The following is a 23821-nucleotide window of genomic DNA, read 5'->3' on the forward strand; positions in this document are numbered from 1 at the left end:
AGACCGGCAGAAGGCCGGAACGGCCAGACCGGAGACTGAAAATACATGCAGGAAGAGGCCCCCGGCACAAGCCGGCCGAACAGGCCCGCGACGGCCGCCAAATCTTCTGAAAAGTCCGCTTCGGCGGCAAGACCGGGCAAGAAGTCCGACAGTGTCATGGTCGCCGGAGGGAACTGGCGTCAGCGGCTCCGACTGTGGAGCGGCCTGATCCTGTTCACATTCTGCCTCAGCCATTTTTCAAATCACGCCCTCGGCATCATTTCCTTCCAGGCCATGGACCAGGCCTCGGTCTGGCACTACTGGGTCTGGAGAAGCCCGCTTGGCGAAACTGTCCTCATCCTCGCCGCGCTGACCCATGTGCTGCTCGCCTTGTGGCGGACAAGCAAACGGCGAACGTTGAAGATGTCCCGTTGGGAGCTTCTGCAGCTCGCCCTCGGTCTTTACATTCCCTGGCTCCTGATACCGCATGTCACCACGACCATGGGCGTTGCCAAGGAGTTCGGCTTCCTGCCGCTCTACGAGCAGATGCTGACGCTGCTGTGGCCGAATGCGGCGGTCAATCAGTCTATTCTGCTGCTCATGGTGTGGACCCACGCCATGATCGGCCTGCACTTCTTCCTGCGCCTTTATCCGGCTTACCAGAAGCTGAAGCCACTGGCGGCCGGGTTTGCCTTTGCGATGCCGGTTCTTGCCATCTGGGGCTGGATTGAAGGCGCCCGCCGACTGGCCCTCAGCCGTGACGTAACCCTCCGAATCACTCCGGACCAGCAATTGTGGGCCAGCGAGGTCGTCGTTCAGTTCCGGGCAGTCGTGTTCGGCCTGATTGCCGTCAGCCTGTTGGCCATCCTGATCCGTTACCTTCTCAGCCTGAAAGCGCGCAGCCTGACCGTGGTCTACCCAGGCGGACTGACGGTGAAGGCGCAACCGGGCGCAACGCTGCTGGAAATCAGCCGTATGAACGACATACCGATCGCATCGGTGTGCGGCGGGCGGGCCAGATGCTCCACCTGCCGGGTGAAAATTCTGGAGGGCGGCGAAACCTTGCCGAAACCGAGTGTTGCCGAAGCTGCGGTGCTGACACGGATCGGCGCGGGAAGCGACATTCGGCTGGCCTGCCAGGCGCGCCCGGAAAGCAACGTGGAAGTGCAGCCCCTTGTACCGGTCAAGGCCAGTGCAATTATCGGCGAACACCTGAAGGACGCCTATTACTGGGGCGTCGAGCAGGATGTGGTGGTCATGTTCGTGGACCTGCGCAATTTCACCGGCATCACCGAAAGCCAGCTCGCCTATGACGTGGTTTATCTGCTCAACAGCTACCTGGACCAGGCCTCTGCCGCGATCCGGGAGGAGGGCGGCTATGTCGACAAGTTCATTGGTGACGGCATCATGGCCATCTTCGGCATGGACAGCAACGCGGAAACCGGCGCCCGGCAGGCTCTTGCCGCCTGCCGCCGTATCGAGAAGGTCATGAAATCGCTCGACAAGGAGAAGGGTCCGCAGTTTCGCGATCCGATCCGGCTCGGCATCGGCCTGCACCTGGGGCCGGCCATTCTCGGTCGCATCGGCGCCGCCGGAACGGCAGGCAAACGCGGCGGGCTGACTGCGCTTGGCGACGTGGTCAACACCGCAAGCCGGCTGGAAACGGAGAACAAGAACCACGGCAGCTTCATGGTTGTTTCCAAAGCTGTTGTCGATGCGGCAGGCGCCCGGATCGACGGTGCCGAAGAGGCCGAGATCAAGGTGCGCGGCAAGGAAATCCCCTTGCAAATCCTTGCGGTGAAAAGCTTAGATGGTCTCCATCTCGCTGACGCCGTTCCCGCCTGAGACCTATCCTCCCTGTCACAAAACCACTGGAGACCACGTGAGCCGGACCTACACGCCTCGGGAAATGCTGGAGAAACTGATCTCCTTCAACACCGTTTCGGATCGAAGCAACCTCGATCTGATCACCTTTGTCGAAGACTATCTCAGCCAATGGGGTGTCGCTTCAGGGCGGGCGCTGGATGAAACGGGTCAAAAGGCCGCTCTTTATGCCCGCATCGGTCCGGATATCAACGGCGGAACGGTCCTGTCCGCCCACACCGATGTCGTTCCGGTGGCGGGCCAGAACTGGTCTCACGATCCTTTTTCCGCCTGGGAGGAAAACGGCCGCCTCTACGGCCGTGGCGCGGCGGACATGAAAGGCTTCGCGGCAACTGTGCTTGCCAAGGTTCCGGATTTTCTGAATGCACCGCTCAGACGGCCCATCCATATCGCGCTGTCCTATGACGAGGAAACCGGCTGCGACGGGGCCAGGGTGCTGATCCCTGAAATGCTGGCAAACGGCCCGCGCCCTTCGGTGGTGATTGTGGGCGAACCGACCAGCATGAAGGTCGTTACGGGCCACAAGGGCATTACGGTACTGAAGACGCGCATCCAGGGGCATCCGGTCCATTCCAGCCAGTTGCACCGGGGTGTTTCGGCGATTTCGGTGGCGGCCAGGCTGATCGGATGGCTGGATGCCAGAACCGCGGAGAACCGGGCCAAGGCCGATCCTGACTGCCCGTTCGAACCGCCCTACACCACCTTGCATTGCGGCACCATTTCCGGCGGCCAGGCACACAACATCACGGCCCAGCACTGCGAATTCGTGACTGATATCCGTCTGCTGCCGGGTGAACACGCGAAGGACTGGGTCGCCGCCTACCGGGCGTTCATCGAAAATGAGGTTCTGCCGGGAATGAAAGCGATCTCGCCGGACTGCGCCATCGAGGTGAGAGAACTTGCCTATGTGCCCGGGCTGGGAGAGGAACCGGACGGGCTGGCGGAAACGACCGCCAGGCGTCTGACCGGCGACAACAGCCGCAACGTCGTGGTCTATGCCACCGAAGGCGGGATCTTCCAGGATCACGGACTTTCGACCGTGGTTTGCGGTCCCGGATCCATCGATCAGGCCCATCAGCCCGACGAATTTATCGAGCTTTCCGAACTCGACCGCTGCGCTGCCTTCCTCGACAAGCTGATTGACAGAATGTCGCAATTTGACAGCTAAACGGGTTTGAACACAGAGATTTGCGATGTCATAGTCGTTTTTGACAACATGGCCGCATGGTCCTGGCAGGGGGGTGCGGCCGTGGAGCAAAGCCGAAACCGGAAAACGAGGGGACTATGAACAAAAGAAAAATTGTCATCGCCGCAGCGCTGTTTGCGGCGGGAACGGGGACTGCTGTTCATGCTGAAACGCTGAAATTTGCCTTTCAGGGTGCACTGAACGCGCTTGATCCCTACAGTCTCAACGAGACCTTCACCCTGTCGTCGCTCGGCAATACCTATGAAGGCCTGACGCGCCGTGGTCCGGATCTGGCCATTGAACCGGCCCTGGCCGAGAGCTGGGAAATCGTCGATCCGAACCGCTGGCGTTTCCACCTGCGCAAGGGCGTAAAGTTTCACAACGGTAGCGATTTCACTGCCGAAGACGTTGCCTTTTCCGTCGACCGCGTGCGCTCGGAAGGGTCTGACCTGACCACCCGCGTCCCGGCTGATGCCAAGGTCGAGATTGTTGACGACTACACGGTCGATTTCGTTCTCACCGGTCCGAACCCGATCCTGCATTACGAGTGGGACACGTTCTACATCATGGACAAGGAGTGGACGACGGAGAACGACGCGGTGAAAGTCACCTCGGCGTCCGACACTTCTGCGAACCATGCCGCGCTCAATGCAAATGGCACCGGACCGTTCAAGATCGTCAGCCATGAAGCCGGCGTGAAGACCGTCTACGAAAAATACGACGGCTGGTGGGACGAAGCCAAACACAACATCGACACGGTGGAATTCACGCCGATCGGTTCCGATGCAACGCGCGTTGCCGCGCTGCTGTCCGGCGAGATGGACATGGTCTACCCGATCCCGGTGCAGGACATCAAACGCATCAACGATAATGCGGGAACCAAGGCGCTGACCGGCCCGGAACTGCGCACGATCTTCCTTGGCATGGACCAGATGCGCGACGAGCTGCTCTATTCCGACGTCAAGGGCAAGAACCCGCTCAAGGATGCCCGGGTGCGCAAGGCCTTCTACCAGGCGATCGACATCGAGGGGATCAAGAAGAAGGTCATGCGGGACCTGTCCAACCCGTCTGCCCTGATGGTTTCGCCGCTGCTGTTCTCCAAGTCCGCCGATTTCGAGCGTTATCCCTATGACCCGGAAGCCGCCAAGGCACTGCTGGCCGAAGCCGGCTATGCAGACGGCTTTTCCATCGGCATGGACTGCCCGAATGACCGCTACGTCAACGACGAGGCGATCTGCCAGGCGGTTGCCGCCATGCTGGCCCGTATCGGCGTGAAGGTGAACCTCAACGCCCAGCCAAAGGCGAAATACTTCGCCAAGATCCTTGCTTCCGGTGGTTACGATACGTCGTTCTACCTGCTTGGCTGGACCCCCGGATCCTTCGACAGCTGGAACGTTCTGGACAACCTGATGAACTGCCGCGACGAATCCGGCAAAGGCTCGCCCTTCAACAACGGTGGCTTCTGCGACGAGAAGATCGACCAGCTGACCGATGAAATCCTGGTCGAGATCGATCCGGAAAAGCGTGATGCCATGATTGCTGAAGCTTTCCGCATCAGCCACGAGAACGCCTACTACCTCCCGCTGCATCAGCAGAGCCTGGCATGGGGCGTTTCCGACAAGCTGGACCTTGTTCAGCGTGCCGACAACCAGTTCCAGTTCCGCTTCGTGACCAAGAACTGATCCTGAAGCACAGCCAATGACGCTCCCGGCAACTCCGCCGGGGGCGTATTTTCATGACTAAAGCATTCAAAGAGCCGAAATGATTGGATTTGCAACGCGCCGCATCGTGCAGGCGATGATTGTCATGCTGGTGGTCGCCCTTCTCGCGTTCACCATGTTCCGCTTTGTCGGCGATCCCATCAACCAGATGGTCGGCATCGAAACCTCGATCGAAGAACGGGAGGCCCTGCGCGAGCGCCTGGGTCTGAACGACCCGGTTCCGGTCCAGTTCTTCCGTTTCGTCACCAAGGCCGCGCAATTCGATTTCGGCACGTCCTACCAGTTCCGTCAGCCGGTTTCCGAGCTTTTCGCCAAGCGCATACCCGCCACGCTCGAACTCAGCTTCGCGTCTGCGGTGTTTGCGCTCGTTGTCGGCATTCCCATGGGCATCTACGCCGGGCTCAATCGGGAATCGCCCGTTTCCAAGCTGTTTCTGTCAGTTTCACTGATCGGCATCTCGCTGCCGACGTTCTTCATCGGGATCCTGCTGATCTTCCTGTTTTCCGTTACGCTGCAGTGGCTGCCGAGCTTCGGACGCGGCGAGACCGTGCAGATCGGATCCTGGTGGACGACCGGCTTTCTGACCATCTCCGGCCTGAAGGCGCTGATCCTGCCCTCCATCACGCTCGGCCTCTACCAGATGACCCTGATCATGCGGTTGATCCGAGCCGAGATGCTGGAAGTCATCCGGACCGATTACATCAAGTTCGCCCGGGCGCGCGGTCTGCCGGACAGGCTGGTGAACTTCCGGCATGCCCTCAAGAACACGCTCGTTCCGGTCATCACCATCACCGGGCTGCAGCTTGGCGCGATCATCGCTTTCGCGACCATCACCGAGACCGTTTTCCAGTGGCCCGGCATGGGCCTGATGTTCCTGCAGGCCGTGCAGAACGTCGATATTCCGATCATGTCCGCTTATCTGCTGCTGACTGCCTTCCTGTTCGTGACGATCAATTTCATCGTCGACATCCTTTACTTCTTCATCGATCCGCGTCTGCGGGTCGGTCGGCCATAAGGGAGACCGACGCCATGCCTTTCGTCACCAACGAAGAAGCAAAATCCAGTGTTCAGGACAGGGCGACACCGGTCAAGGAACCGGGGCGGATGGCTCGCGCTCTCGACAGCGACCTCTTTCATTCGTTCCTGAAATCGAAGGTCACCGTTGTCGCTGCCACCGGCACGGCAATCCTGTTTCTCCTTGCGTTCCTGGCGCCGTGGATTGCTCCACATGATCCGTTCGACCTGGCGTCGATTTCCATCATGGACGCCCGCGTTCCGCCGGTCTGGATGGAATATGCCGATCCCCGCTTCCTCCTGGGAACGGACGATCAGGGCCGCGATATGCTCTCCGGCATCTTCTACGGCATGCGAATTTCGCTGATCGTTGGCTTCTGCTCTGTTGTCGTCGCCGCCTTCATCGGCATCTCGCTGGGGCTGGTCGCGGGCTACATGGGTGGTCGGGTGGATGCGATCATCATGCGGATTGCCGACGTTCAGCTGACGTTTCCGGCCATTCTGATCGCCCTTCTGATCGACGGTGTCGCGCATGGCATTTTCGGCGCGATCGACCGGGAGGTCTTCGCCTTCTACATTCTGATCGTGTCGCTGGCGCTGTCCTTCTGGGTGCAATATGCGCGCACGGTTCGCGGTTCCACCATGGTGGAGAAGAACAAGGAATATGTTCAGGCCGCCCGCGTGATCGGCATTCCCTCGGTCATCATCATGGTGCGCCATATCCTGCCGAACGTCACCGGACCGGTGCTGGTGATCGCGACCATCAACCTGGCACTTGCCATCGTGACCGAAGCGACGCTCTCGTTCCTGGGTGTCGGCATGCCGCCTACCCAGCCGTCCCTCGGCACATTGATCGCCATCGGCAACGATTTCCTCTATTCGGGGGAGTGGTGGATCGCGATCTTCCCGGGCCTTGCACTGGCCCTGCTGGTGTTGAACGTCAACCTTCTGGGCGACTGGCTGCGCGACGCCCTCAACCCGAAACTCAGGTGAGGCCGGTATGAGCGTTCTCGATATCAAGGACCTGAGGGTTGAGTTTCCGGGCCGAAAATCCGTCTTCGTCGCCGTCGATGACGTTACTTTGAGCGTCGATGCCGGCAAGGTTCTCGGCGTCGTCGGAGAATCGGGTGCAGGCAAGTCGACAGTCGGCAACGCGGTGATCGGGCTGCTGCAGGAACCCGGACACATAGCCGGCGGTGAAGTCTATCTTCACGGCAAGCGCATCGACCAATTGCCCTACAAGGAAAAGCGTCGTTTGCGCGGCCGAAAGATCGGCATGATTTTCCAGGATCCACTGACGTCTCTCGATCCGCTGCAGACGGTGGAAAGCCAGCTTGTGGAGACGATCCGCACCCATTTGCCGCTCTCCGGATCGCAGGCCCGCCAGCGCGCGATCGAACTGATCGAGGCCGTGGGCATTCCAGATGCGCCCGAACGCATCAAGCAGTATCCGCATCAGTTTTCCGGCGGCATGCGCCAAAGGGTGGTCATCGCGCTTGCGCTGTGTGCGGAACCTGAACTGGTGATCGCGGACGAGCCGACAACCGCGCTCGACGTTTCCATCCAGGCGCAGATCCTTGAACTGATGAGGAAGCTGTGCCGGGAGCGTAACGTCGCCATGCTGGTGATCACTCATGACATGGGCGTGATTGCCGACATCACGGACCATGTGGCGGTGATGTACCACGGTGAACTGGTGGAATACGGCGAGACGACCCAGGTGCTGGGCGCTCCGGAACACCCCTACACCCAGAGCCTGATTTCCGCCGTGCCACGCCCTGATATCAAGGTCGAGCGGTTTCCGGTGGTCAACTACATCGAAAAGGCCGGCACGCCACAGAAGCAGATCGACATCGCCACACACTGGCTCGGCAAGGCACGCGACTATGAAAAAGTGTCCGGTGCGCTGGTCAAGGCAACGGACCTCGACATGCGGTTCGAGACCCGTGGCTCGATCTTCCCGTCCAAACGCAAATACTTCCAGGCGGTCAAGAAGGTCAGTTTCGACATCAACGAAGGCGAGACCTTCGGCCTCGTCGGCGAGAGCGGGTCGGGCAAATCGACCATCGCGCGCCTGATCACCGGCCTCTACCAGCCGACCGGAGGGTCGATCCTGTTCGGCAAGACCGAACTGACGTCGCTCAAGAATCGCAAGGACGTTCTGGCGATGCGCCGCCAGATGCAGATGATCTTTCAGGATCCCTATTCCTCGCTGAACGCCCGCATGCGCGTCAGCGACATCATCGCGGAACCGATCAAGTTCCACCGTCTGGCGTCAAGCAATGCGGAAGTGCGCCAGATCGTTGATGACCTGCTCGATCATGTCGGCCTGGGCGCGGCGGCCGGAAGGAAATTTCCGCACGAGTTTTCCGGCGGTCAGCGCCAGCGCATCTCCATCGCACGGGCGCTCGCGACGCGGCCCAGGTTCCTGATCTGTGACGAGCCCACCTCGGCACTCGACGTGTCGATCCAGGCGCAGATCCTGAACCTATTGAAGGATCTTCAGGAAGAACTTGGGCTGACCATGCTGTTCATCAGCCACGATCTGGCCGTGATCCGGCAGATGTGCAACCGCATCGGCGTCATGCGCCATGGCGAGTTGTGCGAGGTGGCAGACTGCGACCAGCTCTTCGAAGCGCCGCAACACCCCTATACCCGCGAACTCCTGAACCTGATGCCGTCACTGGAGTTGCTGTCGCGGGCAAACCTCGCAACGGCCTGAAGGAACCGGCGGCGTTGTCGCCGGCCTTCCCAAGTCTTTGAAGATGAGTCTTTTTTCGGATTCGGCCGAGTCGCTGACTTGACTCCAAGCCCCACCCCGATTCTCCGGTGACCGCAAAACGTTAGTCACAATCCAGTCCGAACCGGGCAGTTTTTGCCGCCCAGGGCGCCACTACGATCTGCACCCAAATAGATTCATTCTGATTTTTAGTCCGGACTCGATTGTTAACAGACGTTAACCATGTTTTTCCGGCGCGCCCAAACGTAAAAGGGAGAGCCTTTCGGCTCTCCCATTAATATACCACACCCCGAAATAATCTTCGTCCAGAGGACTATTAAATACAGGCCCTCAATACTTGCAGGCCGTTTAAAAAATTACCCTTTTATACTACCCGCAATTCAGTTTCGCTCAAGTTCCACGCTGCACAAATGGTCAGCACCCATTCCGATGCACTGCGACTGGGACAGGCAACATGCTTACCGAACTGACTCTGCGGCATTGCCTGTCTCCGGCCGCTCCCGCATTTTCAGACGGTCCCCAGGGCGTGCCGTTTGTATCTCCAGTTGGCCCACGACCCGGTTCCAGCAGAAGAATTCCAGATACGAGAGCCGACCGGCTATGCCGAAAACATCATTGATTTCAGTTCTTTGGGCGTTTTTTCTTATCATTGCCGTAGTGTGCCTTGTTCTGGCTCTGGCAACAGCAGGCGGAGAACCCTCTGACGCCGCAACGTCAGTTTTGGTTTTCGGTTCCTACAGCGCCTTAATTTTCAGCATGTTTTCCGCGATTTTTTCGCTTCTCGGCCTCTCTTTTTCGCTCAACACCTCTGTCGGCCGGCCCTTGACGCTTTTCACGGCGGTGGTCAGCACCGGATTGCTTGCCGTTTCGACCGGCCTCCACCTGTCCGGTCCGACATCGCCCCAGACCAATGCACCCGCCCTTGCCGCAGCCTTCCTGATGGTGCTGCGGGCGTTCGGTGTGGTTCTGCTGCCACCAAGGGGTGACCTCAGCGGAGTGCCACAAGCGGCATGGTCTGTCCTGTTGGCGCTGCTGGCTGCCGGTACCTGGTGGTGGGTCCTCGACAGGACCGAGGCCCCGGCCGCTCTTGCCGCCGCTCTGCTTCTTTCCTGGCCGCAACTGATCGACGGAATCAACGCATTCGCGGACAAGGTCTTTCACAAGGCAGCACTGGCGGCAGGCGCCCGTGACATTGCCCCCGGCGCCTTCACCAAGGTCGCTCATGCCCGCGATATCCTCATCGACAAGGCTGCCGTGATGTCTGGACCCAACCTGATGGTCACCAATGTCATGGCCTTCAACAACGAGCCGAAAACGCTCCTGGCCGTTGCCGCCTCCGCGGAAGCCGGATCAACCCACCCAGTCGCCCAGGCCCTGCGCGAACTGGCAAGCCAGTGGCAAGTCGCCCTCAAGATGCCGGACCGGTTCGAACCGACACCTGGTCTGGGTGTTGTTGCGCTGCTCGGCGGACAGACCGTGGTGATCGGCACGACGGACCTCCTGAAGCGCCTCAAGATCGACAGTTTTACCGCCGACGCCATTGCCCGGTCGCTGGAAGCAGACGGCAAGACGGTGCTGCGTGTCGCTGTCGGGGGACGCGTCGTGGGTGTTTTAGGACTGGAAGGCACATTGCGTCAGGATGCCGGCGTTGCGGGGATGGCCCTGCGCAAAGAGGGCCTCGTGCCGTGGCTGTTCAGTGGTGACAGCCCCAACACACGCAGCGCGCTGGCTGGCATGCTTGGCCTAGAGCTGACCGATGATCCGAAGCCGGGAGAAACCGCGCCCGAGGCCGCCTCACGCTGCTTTCCGGACACGCCTCCCCTGGTCCTGACCCTGTCGCAGGACCGTATGGCGCTGGAACTGCGCGAAGGCGCCACGCCCGGAAAGGACGGGACGGATGCAAGGCATTCCCCCCTTGCTGTCAGCGACACCGACGACATTGGTGCCTTCTCTGCCCTGAAGGCGCTGGCCATGCGCCGCAATCTGCTGGCCGTGCACGCCCGCCGGCTGCTGTCAGGTCTCTGGCTTTTCGCCGGCCTGTGCGGTGCCTTGACCCTCCTTCCGCTCTCGGCCGCACCCGTTCTTTTTGCTGTCTGTCTTGCCGTCCTTTGGACATTTGCCCGATTTTCCATTGCAGATACGCTGCACCGGAATACATGACGGGCGCATTCTCAGATTGTGGAACCGAAATCGGGTTTCAGCGCCTTTACAGCCTCATGGAGCTGGTGTTTATCGGCTTTTGACACTTTGTGAGTGCATTGAGGGATGAGGCGACATGAGCGACACCAAAACACCGAAACTGCGGTCCGCCGCCTGGTTCGACAATCCCGACAATCCGGGCATGACCGCGCTCTATATCGAGCGATACCTGAATTTCGGCATCACGCGTGAAGAGCTGCAGTCGGGCAAACCGATTATCGGCATCGCCCAGACCGGCTCTGACCTTTCACCCTGCAACCGCCACCATCTGGAGCTGGCCAAGCGTGTGCGCGAAGGTATTCGCGACGCCGGTGGTATTGCCTTCGAATTTCCGGTTCACCCGATCCAGGAGACCGGCAAGCGCCCGACCGCAACACTGGACCGGAACCTGGCCTATCTTGGTCTCGTCGAACTGCTGTATGGCTACCCCATCGACGGCGTGGTGCTGACAATCGGCTGCGACAAGACCACACCTGCCTGCCTGATGGCCGCCGCGACGGTGAATATTCCGGCCATCGCGCTGTCCGTCGGTCCGATGCTGAACGGCTGGTACAAGGGCGAGCGCACGGGCTCCGGCACCATCGTCTGGAAAGCCCGCCAGATGCTTGCCGCAGGCGAGATCGACTACAAGGGCTTCATGGACCTCGTCGCCTCCTCCGCGCCGTCCGTCGGCTTCTGCAACACCATGGGCACGGCAACGACCATGAACTCGCTGGCCGAAGCCCTGGGCATGCAGCTTCCGGGGGCGGCCGCCATTCCGGCGCCTTACCGTGAGCGCGGTGCAATTTCCTACGAGACCGGCAAACGCATTGTCGACATGGTGCGCGAGGATCTGAAACCCTCCGACATCATGACCCGCGAAGCGTTTGAGAACGCCATTGTCGTCAACTCGGCCATCGGCGGTTCGACCAATGCACCGATCCACCTGAACGGCATTGCCCGCCATCTGGGTGTGGAACTGGACAACGACGACTGGCAGGAGATCGGCCATGACGTGCCGCTGCTGGTCAATCTGCAGCCAGCCGGCGAATATCTGGGCGAGGATTACTTCCACGCAGGCGGCGTGCCTGCTGTCGTCGCGGAGCTGATGCGAAACGGCAAGCTGCCGCATCCGGGCGCGCTTACCGTCAACGGCAAGGGCATCGGCGACAATTGCGACGGTGTCGTCACAGACCTGCCGGACGTCATCAAGCCGTTCAACAATCCGATGAAAGACAAGGCTGGTTTCATCAACCTGAAGGGCAACCTGTTCGACAGCGCCATCATGAAGACCAGCGTGATCTCGGAAGAGTTCCGCGACCGCTATCTCTCCAATCCGGACGATCCGGAAGCGTTCGAGGGCCGTGCCGTTGTGTTCGAAGGGCCGGAGGATTACCACGACAACATCGACAATCCGGACCTTGAGATCGATGAGCACTGCATGCTGTTCATCCGGGGCACCGGCCCGATCGGTTATCCGGGCGGTGCCGAGGTGGTCAACATGCAGCCACCCGCAGCCCTGATCAAACGCGGGATTACATCCCTGCCCTGCATCGGCGACGGCCGTCAGTCGGGCACATCCGGTTCGCCGTCGATCCTGAACGCATCACCGGAAGCTGCCGCCATGGGTGGACTCGCGCTTCTGAAAAGCGGGGACCGTGTGCGCATCGATCTGAGGAAAGGCACTGCCGACATCCTGATTTCCGATGAGGAACTTGCGCAACGACGCACGGACCTGGAAGCGGCGGGCGGCTTCAAGATTGCGGAGAGCCAGACACCCTGGCAGGAGATCCAGCGCGCCATGATCGGGCAGTTCGACAAGGGCATGGTTCTGGAGCCGGCGGTTAAATACCAGGACGTCGCGCATACCAAGGGGCTGCCACGGGACAATCATTGATCTGACGATCCTGTCAGGTGCATTGCCTCTGGCACCGCGAAATGTTGAAATTCTCGGTCATTGCCGGACTTGATCCGGCAATCCATGCGATGATCACGGCGGCCGCGCTGCCGGTGAAACGACATGGATCCCATGGTCAAGCCATGGGGTGACGGCGCGTGTAGCGAAACGCTGCCGGCGGCGCATCTCTTTCGACACAGATTTCTACTTGACGATTACGTAAACGTCATGCTTCAAGAGGGCAAAGACGGGCTCCGGCCCAATTCAAACGGGAGAAAACGACATGTCCTTGGAACAGCTTACCGAAGGTGTCCGCGCGAAGGTTGCCGATGGCGGCATTGAAGAATCCGTCAAGTTCGATCTTGGGGAAACGGGTGTCATTTTCCTGCAGGGCTCCAGCGTTTCCAACGAAGATGACGAGGCAGACTGCACCATAAAGATGTCCGCCGAAGACCTCGGTGACCTTCTCTCGGGTGATCTGAACCCGACGGCTGCCTTCATGGGCGGCAAGATGCAGGTGGAAGGTGACATGAGCGTTGCCATGAAACTCGGCAGCATCGTCTAAGCAAGCCTTTGCAGCAGACCTTTTCAAGCCGGTCCCAACAGGGCCGGCTTTTTTTGTTCCACAATCTCCACTCCCACTCCCCCATTCCCATCAGCCTCATCCTGAGGAGCCCGGTACAGCCGGGCGTCTCGAAGGATGGGCCGCTTGTTTCGGAGTGTGCCGCCCATCCTTCGAGACAGGTCTTTGGCCTTCCTCAGGATGAGGTGGCGGGGATGAGGCCCGGTGAACGACGTGAAGGCTCCCTCCCGGGCACGGCAAACAAAAAAACGGCGGGCAGGGCCCGCCGTTCGAGTTTCTGGATGGTCCGGGTCGTTACCGGTTTGTGATGATTTCCGGTCCCATCAGGCTGTAGGGCAGCCAAGTGGACAGGGCCGGGACATAGGTCACCAGGATGAGGAACAGGAGCAGGATGAGCACGAACGGCGCTGCCGCCTTGACCACCTGCACCAGACTCATCCCCGTTATCCCCGATGTGACGAACAGATTGAGCCCGATTGGCGGCGTGATCATGCCGATTTCCATGTTCACGACCATGATGATGCCGAGGTGAACCGGATCGACGCCAAGTTCCATGCCGATCGGGAAGACCACCGGCGCCACGATCAGAAGCAGGCCCGACGGTTCCATGAACTGACCACCAAGCAGCAACAGCAGGTTGACCGCGATCAGGAAGGTGAACCAGTTGAAACCGGCTCCGACCATCCAGTCGGTGATTGCCTGTGGAATCCGCTCCGATGTCAGCACGTGGGCAAACAGCAGGGCGTTGACGATGATGAACATCAGCATGATGGTCGTCTTCGCCGCATCCACCATCACCTTCTTGGTGTCCTTGTGGAACATGGCCGGAAGAAACTTCCAGACGATCAGTCCGATATTCCGACCCCAGATCTTTGCGCCGATACCATAGATGGACGGCAGCTCGGCAGGGCTGACACGGCCGCGCAGAAGCGGATAGCCAATCAGCGCAGCCAGCAGGACAATGGCACTGTCGATGCCGTAGAAACCCTGTCTGTCCGTGACCATGCCGGCGATGCTCGACCAGGCGAACATTGCAGCAAACCCGTAGGTGATGGTCTTGAAACCGGCCAGCCCCAGAGGGCCGTCCTGTTCCTGCACCCAGCGAATGCCACTGAGCGGGCCCATGTCGCGATAGACGAAGAGTGCCACCAGACAGGCGTAAACGGCCGCCACCGCCGCAGCTTCGGTCGGGGTGAAGATACCGCCGTAGATACCGCCCAGGATGATGACCATCAGGAACAGGCCGACGGCCGCTTCCATCATGGCATGCCAGATTTCCTTGAAGCCCGGCCACGGCTGGGCCGGCAGGTTCTTGACGCGTGCCATGACATAGATGGCGATCATCAGCATCAGACCGGCGATCAGCCCTGGAACCACACCGGCAAGGAACATGCGGCCAACGGAAACGTTGGTTGCAGCCGCATAGACCACCATGACGATGGAAGGCGGGATCAGGATGCCGAGCGTACCGGCATTGGCGATGACACCCGCGGCAAACTCCTTCGTGTAGCCTGCCTGCCGCATGCCGGCGATGGCGATGGTACCGATGGCAACGACGGTTGCGGGCGAGGAGCCTGACAGAGCTGCAAACAGCATGCAGGCGAAGACGCCGGCGATGGCCAGACCGCCCCGGATCGCACCGACGGACGCGATCGAGAAGCGGATGATGCGCTTGGCAACACCGCCCGTCGACATGAAGGCCGATGCCAGAATGAAGAAGGGAATCGCCAGGAGTGTGTAGTTCTGCGACGCCGTGAACAGCTGCAGCGCCACCGACGAGATGGAATCGTTGGAGAAGATGGCAATCGCCAGAACGCTGGACAAGCCGAGCGAAATGGAGATCGGAACGCCCAGGAACAAGAAGCCGAGGACGAGAATGAAGAGAATTGCTGCTTCCATTGCCCCGGCCTCAGTCCTTCAAGACGTCTTTGTTTTCAGCGACGAGGTCTTCCGCCTCATGCGCGGCGATCATCATCTCGCGCTCGCCGGTAATGATCTGCCAGGCCGCCTGGATGCAGCGAAACATGAACAGGAACAGGCCGATGGGCAGGATCAGATAGGCGATCCAGCGTTGAACACGCTCTTTCGTGCCGAAGGTTTCAATGATCGCGTCGGGATAGCGCAGGTCGTCGAGACCGATGCCGATCTTGTACATCTTGGACCAGTAGTCGATCGCGCCGCCTCTGGTATCGAGACCGAAGATGTGCAGCCATTCCGACCAGAGCAGCGTCAGCGCATAGACAACGCCGCAGAGTGCACCGAACACGGCAACAGCCCGGAACACCGGCTTGGGAAACAGGCGGATGACCGCATCGACGCCCAGATGCGAGCCGATTTTAACGCCATAGCTCATGCCGAACAGGATCAGCCAGGCGAACAGGATACGTGTGAATTCCAGGGCACCGGTCCAGCCGGAATTAAAGCCGTATCGCGCCACCACCTGGGTGAAGGATACGATGGTCATGGCGGCCAGGAGAAAGGCAAGTACACCTTCCTCGAAGCGCGTGACCCAATTGTCGACGCGTTGCATGCGTTTCCCCCGAATTGGCCTCTTGGTTATCAGCGTGTCCGCCGGCATGGTTGCGCGGGCGACCGCGGGACCTTGGCAGAAGGGCCGGACGATCCGGCCCTTCCAGGAGTTGTTTCAGGTCAGCCTTAGCTGGCGTTGTTGGAAGCGACGGCGGAGTCGATCAGGTCCTTACCGATATCGCCTTCAAACTTGTCCCAAACCGGCTTCATGGCGCCAACCCATGCCTTGCGCTGCTCCGGGGTCAGTTCACGAATGGTGGAACCGGCATCCAGAACGTTCTGGCGGTTCTGGGCTTCAGCAGCTGCCACGTTACCGTTTGCGGTTGCAGTGACTTCTTCCACGATGGTCAGGAACTGGTCACGAACTTCCGGGTCCAGGCTGTCCAGCCACTCGTCGGAAGTGACGAGCAAGTAAGCAAGCAGCTGGTGGTTGGTTTCGGTGATGCCGTCCTGCACTTCGAAGAACTTCTGGGTGTAGATGTTGGACCAGGAGTTTTCCTGACCGTCCACAACACCGGTCTGCAGTGCACCGTAGACTTCCTTGAAGGCCAGCTTCTGAGCGTTGGCGCCCATGGCTTCGATCATGGCAACAGCCACGTCAGAGGTCTGCACGCGGAACTTCAGGCCTTTTGCATCGTCCGGAACCAGCAGCGGCTTGTTGGCGGAGAACTGCTTCAGGCCGGAGCTCCAGTAGCCAAGGCCCTGGAAACCGTAGTCGGTCATGGAGTTCAGGAGTTCCTTGCCGTTTTCACCGGTGGTGAAGCGCTCGACGGCGTCCAGATCCTGGAACAGGAACGGCAGGTCGAACAGGCGGAACTTCAGCGTGTAGGCTTCGAACTTGGAAAGCGACGGCGCAGCAAGCTGGACATCGCCGAGCAGAAGAGCTTCCATTACCTTGTCGTCGTCGAAAAGCTGAGAGTTCGGGAACACCTGCATGCAGGCCTTGCCGTTCATCTCGTCGTTGACGCGTTCCGCCAGCAGCGTGGCAGCGTCGCCTTTCGGGTGGCCGGTTGCGGCAACCACGTGGCTGAACTTGATGACGATTTCACCGTCATTGCAATCGTCAGCCGCATAAGCGTTCGCAGACAGGGCCAGAGACGCCGCGGTAGCTGCGGCGAGAGCGAATTTTTTCATCGGATGTCCTCCCAGACATTTCAGTATGACGGCCATTCGGGCCGGACAGCGTGGTGGCTGGTCGGCACCCTATTGGCAAAGTCCGTGCCAAGTGCCGGAAGAGCAACAAAAAGCGCAGATTTCTGCAGGTTAACAAAAAGTTTCAAATGAACCTGGTCGGGAGAGACTTTCGTTTATGGGTCGAGTCAGACACATGGCATCAAACCGGATGTGTCGAAACCGACACATCTCAGGCCTGCTACATCATATTTTAAGCCGTAAAGCGCCGAATTATCAGTGCCAGATAGCGCCTGAAGACCGGTCATGGCGCAGCTTGACCTTCAGGCGTGCCAGCTTGTCCGGATTGCGCATGTTGTAGATACGCTCCAGTCGTCCATCGGCGTCATAGGCGAACATCACGGCTGTCACGATCTCGTCGCCGTAGAACATGACGAGGCCACGTGTGCCGTTCAGATCCAGTATCTTGATCTGGCAGGGCTCCCAGAGGCGGCCAAGAATAAGAACCGCGTAGCGAGCGACCTCGTCCGCGCCTTCCAGGATCCGGCTCATGGCCGTTGCCTTGCCGCCACCATCGGACTGGAGTTGTACGGTTTCGGCGAGAAGGCCCGTCAGGTGGTCCGTGGACCCTGTTTCAATAGCAGTGAGAAAGGCAGACAGGATCCGGTCCTGATGATCGGCCGGAGGAACAAAACGGGAGGTCGGACCCTGCACATGTCTGCTTGCGCGGGACACCAACTGGCGGCAGGCCTGTTCGGTAACCCCCAGAGTTTCGGCAACTTCGTCATAGGGCTTTGCGAAGATTTCGCGCAGCAGGTAGGCGGCGCGCTCCTTCGGGCTGAGGCGCTCCAGCAGCAGGAGGAACGCTGTCGTCAGGGACTGTGCCCTGTCCAGATCGGTCTCCGGGTCCGAGCCACTTTCGAACTGAAGCGGTTCGGGGATCCACGGGCCGACATAGTCGACCCGTTTCCTGTGAGCGGCCTTGAGAGTGTCCAGGCAGCAATTGGTGCAGACCGTGGTGAGGAATGCTTCCGGATTCAGGATGCCGGCACGATCCGTGGATTGCCACTTCAGGTATGTGTCCTGCACCGCATCCTCGGCATCCGCCATGGAGCTGAGCATGCGATAGGCCAGCCCCATCAGCTTCGGGCGTACCGTCTCGAAAACATCGATGCCTGGAGCGTCACTCATGTCAGTGGTTCGATACCTGGACCCGGTTCCACAGATTGATCATCGCGACCGCGGCGGTGATCGCACTGATCTCGGCGTCATCGAAGTGGCGGCGCAATTCACCGCGCAACGCCTCATAGTTCGTATCGACCTGAAGACTGGTCAAGGCTTCCGTCCAGGCAAAGGCAGCCTTCTCCGCCGGCGTGTAGTCATCAACGTGCCGCCAGACCGTCAGGCGCTGCAAACGCTCCTGGGTCTCGCCCGCGTCGAGTGCTTCCTGGGTGTGCATCTTCACGCAATAGGCACACTGGTTGATCTGCGATGCACGCAGATCGATCAGGTGCCGCAGTTTCGGCTCCAGTCCTGCCTTGCCGATCTCACCACTGGCAGCGACGAAACGCTTCACGATATCGGGGACATTTTCGTAGTGATTGATGGCATTAGAGGTCGTCATTGGCGTGTCTTCCATTCAGGTTTCAGGGTGTGACACAGGGTTGACGACCGGGGGCAGCGATTTGTGACACCGGCCCGAAACTTTTTTCGGCCATTCGTTTTGCCGACCCGCCTAGCAAGCCGGGACGGCAAGGAAATCAGGTCATTGTCAGACGGAAAGCGCTTCGTCCTTGCCGAGACCGTATTTGCGCATTTTCTCGTAAAGCGCCTTTCGCGAGAGCCCAAGGTTCTCGTAAGTGGGCTTGATGGCACCGTCGTTGCGCTTGAGTTCGGCGACGATCAACGCCCGTTCATATGTCGCAACCTGTTCGAACAAGGTGGATCCGGCACCGCTGCTGGGCGCGTTGACCAGCTCGACACCGAGCACGAAACGGTCGGCGACATTGCGCAACTCGCGGACGTTGCCCGGCCAGTCCCGCGCCATCAGCTCGGCGAGATATTCCTCGTTGATGTCCGGGATCTCGCGCCGGTAGCGTGCCCGGGCTTCCACCGCCAGATGCCGGAACAGGAGGGGGATATCCTCCAGCCGGTCGCGCAACGGTGGAATGGCAACGTTGACGACATTGAGCCGGTAGAACAGGTCCAGTCGGAACCGGCCTTCCTTGCCGGCGGCCTCAAGGTCTTCCTTGGTGGCCGCAATGAAGCGCACATCCAGTTCGATCGCCTTGTTGGAACCGAGCCGTTCGATTGTCCGGGTCTCGATCACGCGCAGCAGCTTGACCTGCAGTTCCAGCGGCATGGATTCGATTTCGTCCAGAAATACGGTGCCCCCATGGGCATGTTCCAGCTTGCCGATGCGCTGTCCGCTGGCACCGGTAAAGGCGCCCTTCTCGTGGCCGAAGAGTTCAGATTCGATGATTTCGGCGGGAAGCGCCCCGCAATTGAGGGCGACGAAAGGCTTTTCCTTGCGAGGACCTTCGTCATGCAGTGCCCGGGCGACCACCTCCTTGCCGGAGCCGGTCTCCCCCAGGATCAGCACATCGGCATCGGTTGCCGCCAGGGCCGTGACATTGCGGCGAAGCAGTTCCATGGCGGCGGTGCGCCCCACGAGACGGCTTTCCAGGCCCGTTCGGTCTGCCAGCTCCTCGCGCAGCTTTCGGTTTTCCAGCACCAGCCGGCGCTTGTCGAGCGCGCGTTCCACCACGGAGGCAAGGCGCGAAACGGAAAAGGGCTTTTCCATGAAATCGTAGGCACCGGCGCGCATGGCCTCGACCGCCAGTGGCACATCGCCATGGCCGGTGATCAGCACCACGGGCAGGGCGGGATCGATCTCGAAGGCCCGCTTCATGACCTGGAACCCGTCCGTTCCGGGCATGCGAATATCTGTAACAAGCACGCCGTAGAACCCGCGGTTGACCCGCTCCAGGGCTTCTTCCGGTTCACCGGTTGCAAACACCGCCTGGCCGGACAACTCCAGCCCCTGGCTCAAGGAGCCACGCAGGTCCGCTTCATCGTCAATCAGTAGGACGGTCGCCTGATCCATTAACGCCTATCTCATTTCATTCCGCTGCAAGGACATGTTCATCGGCCACCGGCAGACGCATGGTGAACACCGCACCGCCACCGTCGCGATTCGCCGCCTTCAGCGATCCGGAAAAGTCATGAACGATCTTGTAGGCAATCGACAAGCCCAGCCCGAGCCCGGCGCCGACATCCTTGGTGGTGAAAAACGGGTCGAAGATCTGTGGCAGCACATCGGCATCAATGCCTGTGCCATTGTCACTGACGGTCAGAACCGCTTCGCTGCCTTCCTGCCTCAGTTCCAGGCGCACTTCGGGCATGGCAAGCGATGCGGCGTTGCCGCTGACGGCATCCAGTGCGTTGGACAGGAGATTGATGACCACCTGCTCCAGGCGGATGCGCCCGCCCTTGACGATGATATCTTCTGTCGGCAGCGCCAGATCGAGGCGCACCTTGCTCTGCTTGATGTGTGGCTGCAGCAGCAACGTTGCCTCGTCGATCACCTGACGCAGGGACACCGGCTTGATGTCGGTGCCCGACTTGCGGGTGAAGCCTTTCAGCGTCTTGGCGATTTCGGCCATGCGGCTGACCATGCCTTCGATTCGCGAGAGATTGCCGAGGGCCTCTCCCGCACGCCCCCGCTCGATCAGCATGCCTGCCACTTCGGCATCGGAACGGATAGCTGCCAGTGGCTGGTTGTACTCGTGGCTGAGAGCCGCAGACATCCGGCCGAGCGTTGCGAGCTTGGCTGCCTGCACGAGTTCGGCCTGGGCCAGACGCAAATCGGCTTCAGCCTGTTCGCGCTCGCGCACTTCCTGTTCCAGAAGGACGTTGGTGCGGCGAAGATCCGCTGTCCGTGATTGCACACGGCGCTCCAGGCGCAGTGCGCTCGCCCGGTTGCGCCGTTCCTGGCGCACGAATTCTTCCCGCCTGACGATCAGGATGGCGATACCTCCGGCGGCGATCACACAGACCAGAAGCGCGACCAGCATGGCCCAGCCGGATCGCTGGCGGGCATCCTCGATCGTCACAAGCGTTCTGACCTGCCAACCGAGAACGGCCAAGTTCTCCGTCAATTGCAGGTAATAGTAGGGCGACGGCGTTGCCGGCAGCAGGACCTCGATGCGCTCCGCCACCGACATGTCGGCGATATCCCGGCCGACAGAAAGCTCGTCCATCCGTTTGCCGCGCCATGCGGGCACATTGGTGACCACAATCCGGCCACTGCCATCCAGCGCGACCAGCGGTTCCTTGCTGAGTGCCCAGGCCTGCTCGACGTCTTCCAGACTGACCCGGACGGCAATCACGCCGACAATGGAGCTGCCCCGGCGCAGAGGCGAGGCGAAGACATAGTTCGATGCGGCCTCTGGCGTACCGGGGATGAGCTGCCGGCCGAGCTGGCCCTGAAGGGCCTGTTCGAAGGCATGTCCGATGCGTTCCGCCCCGCCGAAGGAGCCCGTTGGCACACCATCCTGGCTGGAGACCACGACATTGCCTTGCCTGTCCATCAGCCAGATCTCTTCCGCGCCCGACATACCGGCAGCGATCGCGGCGATGCCAGGGTCTCCAGATCTGCCCGTGCTCATCAGCAACTGACCGATATCCGGACCACGTGCCAACAGCGGCGACAGCAGGCGGAACTTGTCGAGAAGTCTTTCGAGAACGGCGGTCTGAACCGCAAGATTGGCCCGCGCACCGGTTTCCACCTCCGCAAGCGTGATCCGCAAGCTGGCAAGCCCGGTCAGCCACATCAGTGCGACCGTCGACAGGATCGCCGCCGCTCCGATACCGATCTTCAGCCTGCGCCAGGTCCGGCGCTTGGTCTTGCGCAACATCGCGTCAGTATAAACAAGCCGCGCGCCGCGTGAAGCGGGAGCCTTATCCAGCGAAATCCTCCCCGGTAGCCGTGTCCGACAGGGCCGGCGCACGCTGGCGCCGGTCAATGGCAACGCTCTTGATCAGAACCGTGACGTCCTTGCCTGTGTGGAGATCGAGGTCGGCGACGGACGCGCGGGTGATGCGGGCACGCAGCACCTGTCCGCTGACGGAGCAAAGGATTTCCGCATAGGGACCGCTTTCACTCGAAATACTGCGGATTGTCGCCGCGAAGGCATTGCGGATGGACAGGCCCTCCGGCGGTTTGACTGCCAGGGCAACGTCCCTGGCCCGGATGCGCAGGCGCACCGCATCGCCCGGCACGGCTGCCATATCCGGTATCTGCAGTGTGGCTCCGCCGATATCGACATCGGTCAGGCCCCAGTCCGGGTCACATCTGGTGACGGTACCTTCCAGCAGCGCACTGGCCTCGTGACGGCCGGTTGCCCGGCCCAGATCCGTCCGCGCGAGCATGTCGGCCACCGGTCCAAAGGCGGGTGTGCGTCCATCCGACAGGATCACGAGCGTGTTGGACAGGCGCGCCACTTCCTCGATGGAATGGCTGACATAGAGGATCGGAATTCCCGCTTCCACGCACAGACGGTCCAGATACGGAAGAATGTCGTTTCGCCGCGCCTGATCGAGATTGGCCAGCGGCTCGTCCATGATCAGGAGCCGCGGGTCCGACAGAAGCGCCCGCCCGATGGCCACCCGTTGCCTCTCGCCGCCGGAAAGAGTTCCGGGCTTTCGCTCCAGGAGCCCGCCCAACCCCAACAGATCGACCACTTCGGGCATGTCCCGGGTCCCAGGCCTGCGACCCGCCCAGCGCGCATAGGTGAGGTTCGAGGCAACGCTGAGATGCGGAAACAGCCGGGCATCCTGAAAGACGTGACCGATCCTGCGTGCCTGCACCGAGAGGTTGATATTCTTGTTCGCGTCGAAAAGGGTCGTGCCGTTGACGGTGATATGTCCGCTGAGCGGCTTGATCAGCCCGGCGATCATGTTGGTCAGCGTTGTCTTGCCGGCCCCCGACTGGCCGAAAAGCGATGTCACCCCGCCACGGCTGTTGAACCGGGCTTCAAGATCGAGTTGACCGACACGGCCGGTGATGTCGACATCAAGCATGACCGCCCCCCATGCGCGCGCGCAATCGGCGCGCCAGTGCTTCCGAGGCGATCAGCGCCGCGAAGGCGACAAAGGCCGCAATCAGCGTCAGGCGGAAGGCAGCCAGTTCTCCACCAGGGGTCTGGGTGGCGGTATAGAGCGCCAGAGACAGGGTTCTTGTCTCCCCCGGAATGTTGGAGACGAAGGTTATGGTCGCACCGAATTCGCCCATGGCCTTTGCAAAGCCCAGGATCGCGCCACCGAGAATGCCCGGCAGGGCAAGAGGCAGGGTGACCGTTAGAAAGGCGGTCAGGCGATGGGCACCGAGAGACTTGGCCGCTTCTTCCAGTTTCGGGTCCACGGCTTCGAAGGAAATACGGATCGGCCTGACCATCAACGGAAAAGCCATCACACCGGCAGCAAGCGCTGCACCGGTCCAATTGAAAGCGAAGGTGACACCGAAGACACTGTCCAGAAACGATCCGACCGGACCCTTGCGGCCAAAGGTCAGCAGTAGCACGTAGCCCGTGACCACCGGTGGCAAGACGAGCGGCAGATGCACAAGAGCATTGACGGCGCCATGGCCGGTGAACCGGTAGCGGGCAAGTACGAAGGCCATCAGAACGGCAAGCGGCAGCGCGACAGCGAGGGCGGCAGAAGCGACCTTGAGGGTCAAGAGAAGGGCCTGCCATTCCCCGGGCTGGAGATTGAAAAAATCCACGTCTGCTCAGTCTTCTCGTTCCGGTACGCGGCCGAATTTTCTCAGCCACCTGCCGTTATCGGTTAGAACACCGCAGGAACGCAAGATGTCGTTTGTCTTGAGCCTTCGATGCAAAGCAGCGTGCCTGGGGTCAAAAGCCCCTGTCCGGCTAGAGCATGTCTATTCCGATGGCCAGCGCCGGTGCGATCGGCTAGG

Annotated in this window: 18 protein-coding genes; 9 read left to right on the forward strand and 9 right to left on the reverse strand. The window is 60.5% G+C overall.

Annotated elements, in window-relative coordinates:
• Positions 1 to 45: 45 nt before the first annotated feature.
• The 9 genes from FIU93_RS05120 (at position 46) to FIU93_RS05160 (ending at position 13164) form a co-directional block, all read left to right on the forward strand.
• Positions 46 to 1824 (forward strand): adenylate/guanylate cyclase domain-containing protein, encoded by a 1779-nt coding sequence (locus tag FIU93_RS05120; protein ID WP_152504993.1) that lies wholly within the window; start codon positions 46 to 48, stop codon positions 1822 to 1824.
• A 64-nt stretch (positions 1825 to 1888) separates the two neighbouring features.
• Entirely contained in the window at positions 1889 to 3031 is a 1143-nt protein-coding gene (gene argE, locus FIU93_RS05125) for an acetylornithine deacetylase (RefSeq protein WP_152507504.1), read from the forward strand.
• Positions 3032 to 3147: 116 nt separating this feature from the next.
• Positions 3148 to 4731 carry an ABC transporter substrate-binding protein gene (locus FIU93_RS05130; RefSeq protein ID WP_031269916.1) on the forward strand — a complete coding sequence of 528 codons (1584 nt, stop codon included), beginning with the start codon at positions 3148 to 3150 and terminating at the stop codon, positions 4729 to 4731.
• Positions 4732 to 4810: 79 nt separating this feature from the next.
• Complete coding sequence (locus tag FIU93_RS05135; protein ID WP_023002301.1) at positions 4811 to 5785, forward strand: ABC transporter permease; 975 nt, start codon at positions 4811 to 4813, stop codon at positions 5783 to 5785.
• Between the two features lie 14 nt (positions 5786 to 5799).
• Complete coding sequence (locus FIU93_RS05140; protein ID WP_173017272.1) at positions 5800 to 6777, forward strand: ABC transporter permease; 978 nt, start codon at positions 5800 to 5802, stop codon at positions 6775 to 6777.
• A 7-nt stretch (positions 6778 to 6784) separates the two neighbouring features.
• Positions 6785 to 8506, forward strand: coding sequence for an ABC transporter ATP-binding protein (locus FIU93_RS05145; RefSeq protein ID WP_152504994.1), 1722 nt, complete (start codon positions 6785 to 6787; stop codon positions 8504 to 8506).
• 774 nt (positions 8507 to 9280) lie between these two features.
• The gene (locus tag FIU93_RS05150; RefSeq protein WP_152504995.1) at positions 9281 to 10684 is read left to right on the forward strand and encodes an HAD family hydrolase; all 1404 of its coding nucleotides are present in this window, start codon (positions 9281 to 9283) and stop codon (positions 10682 to 10684) included.
• 115 nt (positions 10685 to 10799) lie between these two features.
• Complete coding sequence (locus FIU93_RS05155; RefSeq protein ID WP_023002305.1) at positions 10800 to 12599, forward strand: IlvD/Edd family dehydratase; 1800 nt, start codon at positions 10800 to 10802, stop codon at positions 12597 to 12599.
• 283 nt (positions 12600 to 12882) lie between these two features.
• Positions 12883 to 13164: an SCP2 sterol-binding domain-containing protein gene (locus FIU93_RS05160; RefSeq protein ID WP_152504996.1), complete on the forward strand. Its 282-nt coding sequence runs from the start codon at positions 12883 to 12885 to the stop codon at positions 13162 to 13164.
• Between the two features lie 312 nt (positions 13165 to 13476).
• On the opposite strand, the gene FIU93_RS05165 is transcribed toward FIU93_RS05160, so the two are convergent.
• From FIU93_RS05165 to modB, 9 genes are all read right to left on the reverse strand, one after another.
• On the reverse strand, positions 13477 to 15081 hold the full coding sequence (locus FIU93_RS05165; protein ID WP_023002308.1) for a TRAP transporter large permease: 1605 nt from the start codon (positions 15079 to 15081) through the stop codon (positions 13477 to 13479).
• Positions 15082 to 15091: 10 nt separating this feature from the next.
• Positions 15092 to 15712, reverse strand: a complete 621-nt coding sequence (locus FIU93_RS05170) for a TRAP transporter small permease (RefSeq protein WP_023002309.1) — start codon at positions 15710 to 15712, stop codon at positions 15092 to 15094.
• A 125-nt stretch (positions 15713 to 15837) separates the two neighbouring features.
• The gene (locus tag FIU93_RS05175) at positions 15838 to 16845 is read right to left on the reverse strand and encodes a DctP family TRAP transporter solute-binding subunit (RefSeq protein ID WP_023002310.1); all 1008 of its coding nucleotides are present in this window, start codon (positions 16843 to 16845) and stop codon (positions 15838 to 15840) included.
• A 273-nt stretch (positions 16846 to 17118) separates the two neighbouring features.
• On the reverse strand, positions 17119 to 18033 hold the full coding sequence (sigJ, locus tag FIU93_RS05180) for an RNA polymerase sigma factor SigJ (RefSeq protein WP_023002311.1): 915 nt from the start codon (positions 18031 to 18033) through the stop codon (positions 17119 to 17121).
• A gap of 1 nt (position 18034) precedes the next feature.
• On the reverse strand, positions 18035 to 18466 hold the full coding sequence (locus FIU93_RS05185; RefSeq protein ID WP_031269919.1) for a carboxymuconolactone decarboxylase family protein: 432 nt from the start codon (positions 18464 to 18466) through the stop codon (positions 18035 to 18037).
• A 147-nt stretch (positions 18467 to 18613) separates the two neighbouring features.
• The gene (locus FIU93_RS05190; protein WP_023002313.1) at positions 18614 to 19948 is read right to left on the reverse strand and encodes a sigma-54 dependent transcriptional regulator; all 1335 of its coding nucleotides are present in this window, start codon (positions 19946 to 19948) and stop codon (positions 18614 to 18616) included.
• Positions 19949 to 19964: 16 nt separating this feature from the next.
• Positions 19965 to 21761: an ATP-binding protein gene (locus FIU93_RS05195; protein ID WP_152504997.1), complete on the reverse strand. Its 1797-nt coding sequence runs from the start codon at positions 21759 to 21761 to the stop codon at positions 19965 to 19967.
• A 43-nt stretch (positions 21762 to 21804) separates the two neighbouring features.
• The gene (gene modC, locus FIU93_RS05200) at positions 21805 to 22926 is read right to left on the reverse strand and encodes a molybdenum ABC transporter ATP-binding protein (protein ID WP_152504998.1); all 1122 of its coding nucleotides are present in this window, start codon (positions 22924 to 22926) and stop codon (positions 21805 to 21807) included.
• Entirely contained in the window at positions 22919 to 23626 is a 708-nt protein-coding gene (gene modB, locus FIU93_RS05205; protein WP_055660401.1) for a molybdate ABC transporter permease subunit, read from the reverse strand. The genes modC and modB overlap by 8 nt, the downstream gene beginning before the upstream one ends.
• Positions 23627 to 23821 lie beyond the last annotated feature (195 nt).

Origin of the sequence: Labrenzia sp. THAF35 (assembly GCF_009363595.1) — a bacterium.
GTDB classification, from domain to species: domain Bacteria; phylum Pseudomonadota; class Alphaproteobacteria; order Rhizobiales; family Stappiaceae; genus Roseibium; species Roseibium algicola.

Bases quoted from the DNA above. Each gene is read 5' to 3' on its own strand.
- FIU93_RS05120 (WP_152504993.1), top strand. From the start codon at position 46: ATGCAGGAAGAGGCCCCCGGCACAAGCCGGCCGAACAGGCCCGCGACG.
- argE (WP_152507504.1), top strand. From the start codon at position 1,889: ATGCTGGAGAAACTGATCTCCTTCAACACCGTTTCGGATCGAAGCAAC.
- FIU93_RS05130 (WP_031269916.1), top strand. From the start codon at position 3,148: ATGAACAAAAGAAAAATTGTCATCGCCGCAGCGCTGTTTGCGGCGGGA.
- FIU93_RS05135 (WP_023002301.1), top strand. From the start codon at position 4,811: ATGATTGGATTTGCAACGCGCCGCATCGTGCAGGCGATGATTGTCATG.
- FIU93_RS05140 (WP_173017272.1), top strand. From the start codon at position 5,800: ATGCCTTTCGTCACCAACGAAGAAGCAAAATCCAGTGTTCAGGACAGG.
- FIU93_RS05145 (WP_152504994.1), top strand. From the start codon at position 6,785: ATGAGCGTTCTCGATATCAAGGACCTGAGGGTTGAGTTTCCGGGCCGA.
- FIU93_RS05150 (WP_152504995.1), top strand. From the start codon at position 9,281: ATGTTTTCCGCGATTTTTTCGCTTCTCGGCCTCTCTTTTTCGCTCAAC.
- FIU93_RS05155 (WP_023002305.1), top strand. From the start codon at position 10,800: ATGAGCGACACCAAAACACCGAAACTGCGGTCCGCCGCCTGGTTCGAC.
- FIU93_RS05160 (WP_152504996.1), top strand. From the start codon at position 12,883: ATGTCCTTGGAACAGCTTACCGAAGGTGTCCGCGCGAAGGTTGCCGAT.
- FIU93_RS05165 (WP_023002308.1), bottom strand. From the start codon at position 15,081: ATGGAAGCAGCAATTCTCTTCATTCTCGTCCTCGGCTTCTTGTTCCTG.
- FIU93_RS05170 (WP_023002309.1), bottom strand. From the start codon at position 15,712: ATGCAACGCGTCGACAATTGGGTCACGCGCTTCGAGGAAGGTGTACTT.
- FIU93_RS05175 (WP_023002310.1), bottom strand. From the start codon at position 16,845: ATGAAAAAATTCGCTCTCGCCGCAGCTACCGCGGCGTCTCTGGCCCTG.
- sigJ (WP_023002311.1), bottom strand. From the start codon at position 18,033: ATGAGTGACGCTCCAGGCATCGATGTTTTCGAGACGGTACGCCCGAAG.
- FIU93_RS05185 (WP_031269919.1), bottom strand. From the start codon at position 18,466: ATGACGACCTCTAATGCCATCAATCACTACGAAAATGTCCCCGATATC.
- FIU93_RS05190 (WP_023002313.1), bottom strand. From the start codon at position 19,948: ATGGATCAGGCGACCGTCCTACTGATTGACGATGAAGCGGACCTGCGT.
- FIU93_RS05195 (WP_152504997.1), bottom strand. From the start codon at position 21,761: ATGTTGCGCAAGACCAAGCGCCGGACCTGGCGCAGGCTGAAGATCGGT.
- modC (WP_152504998.1), bottom strand. From the start codon at position 22,926: ATGCTTGATGTCGACATCACCGGCCGTGTCGGTCAACTCGATCTTGAA.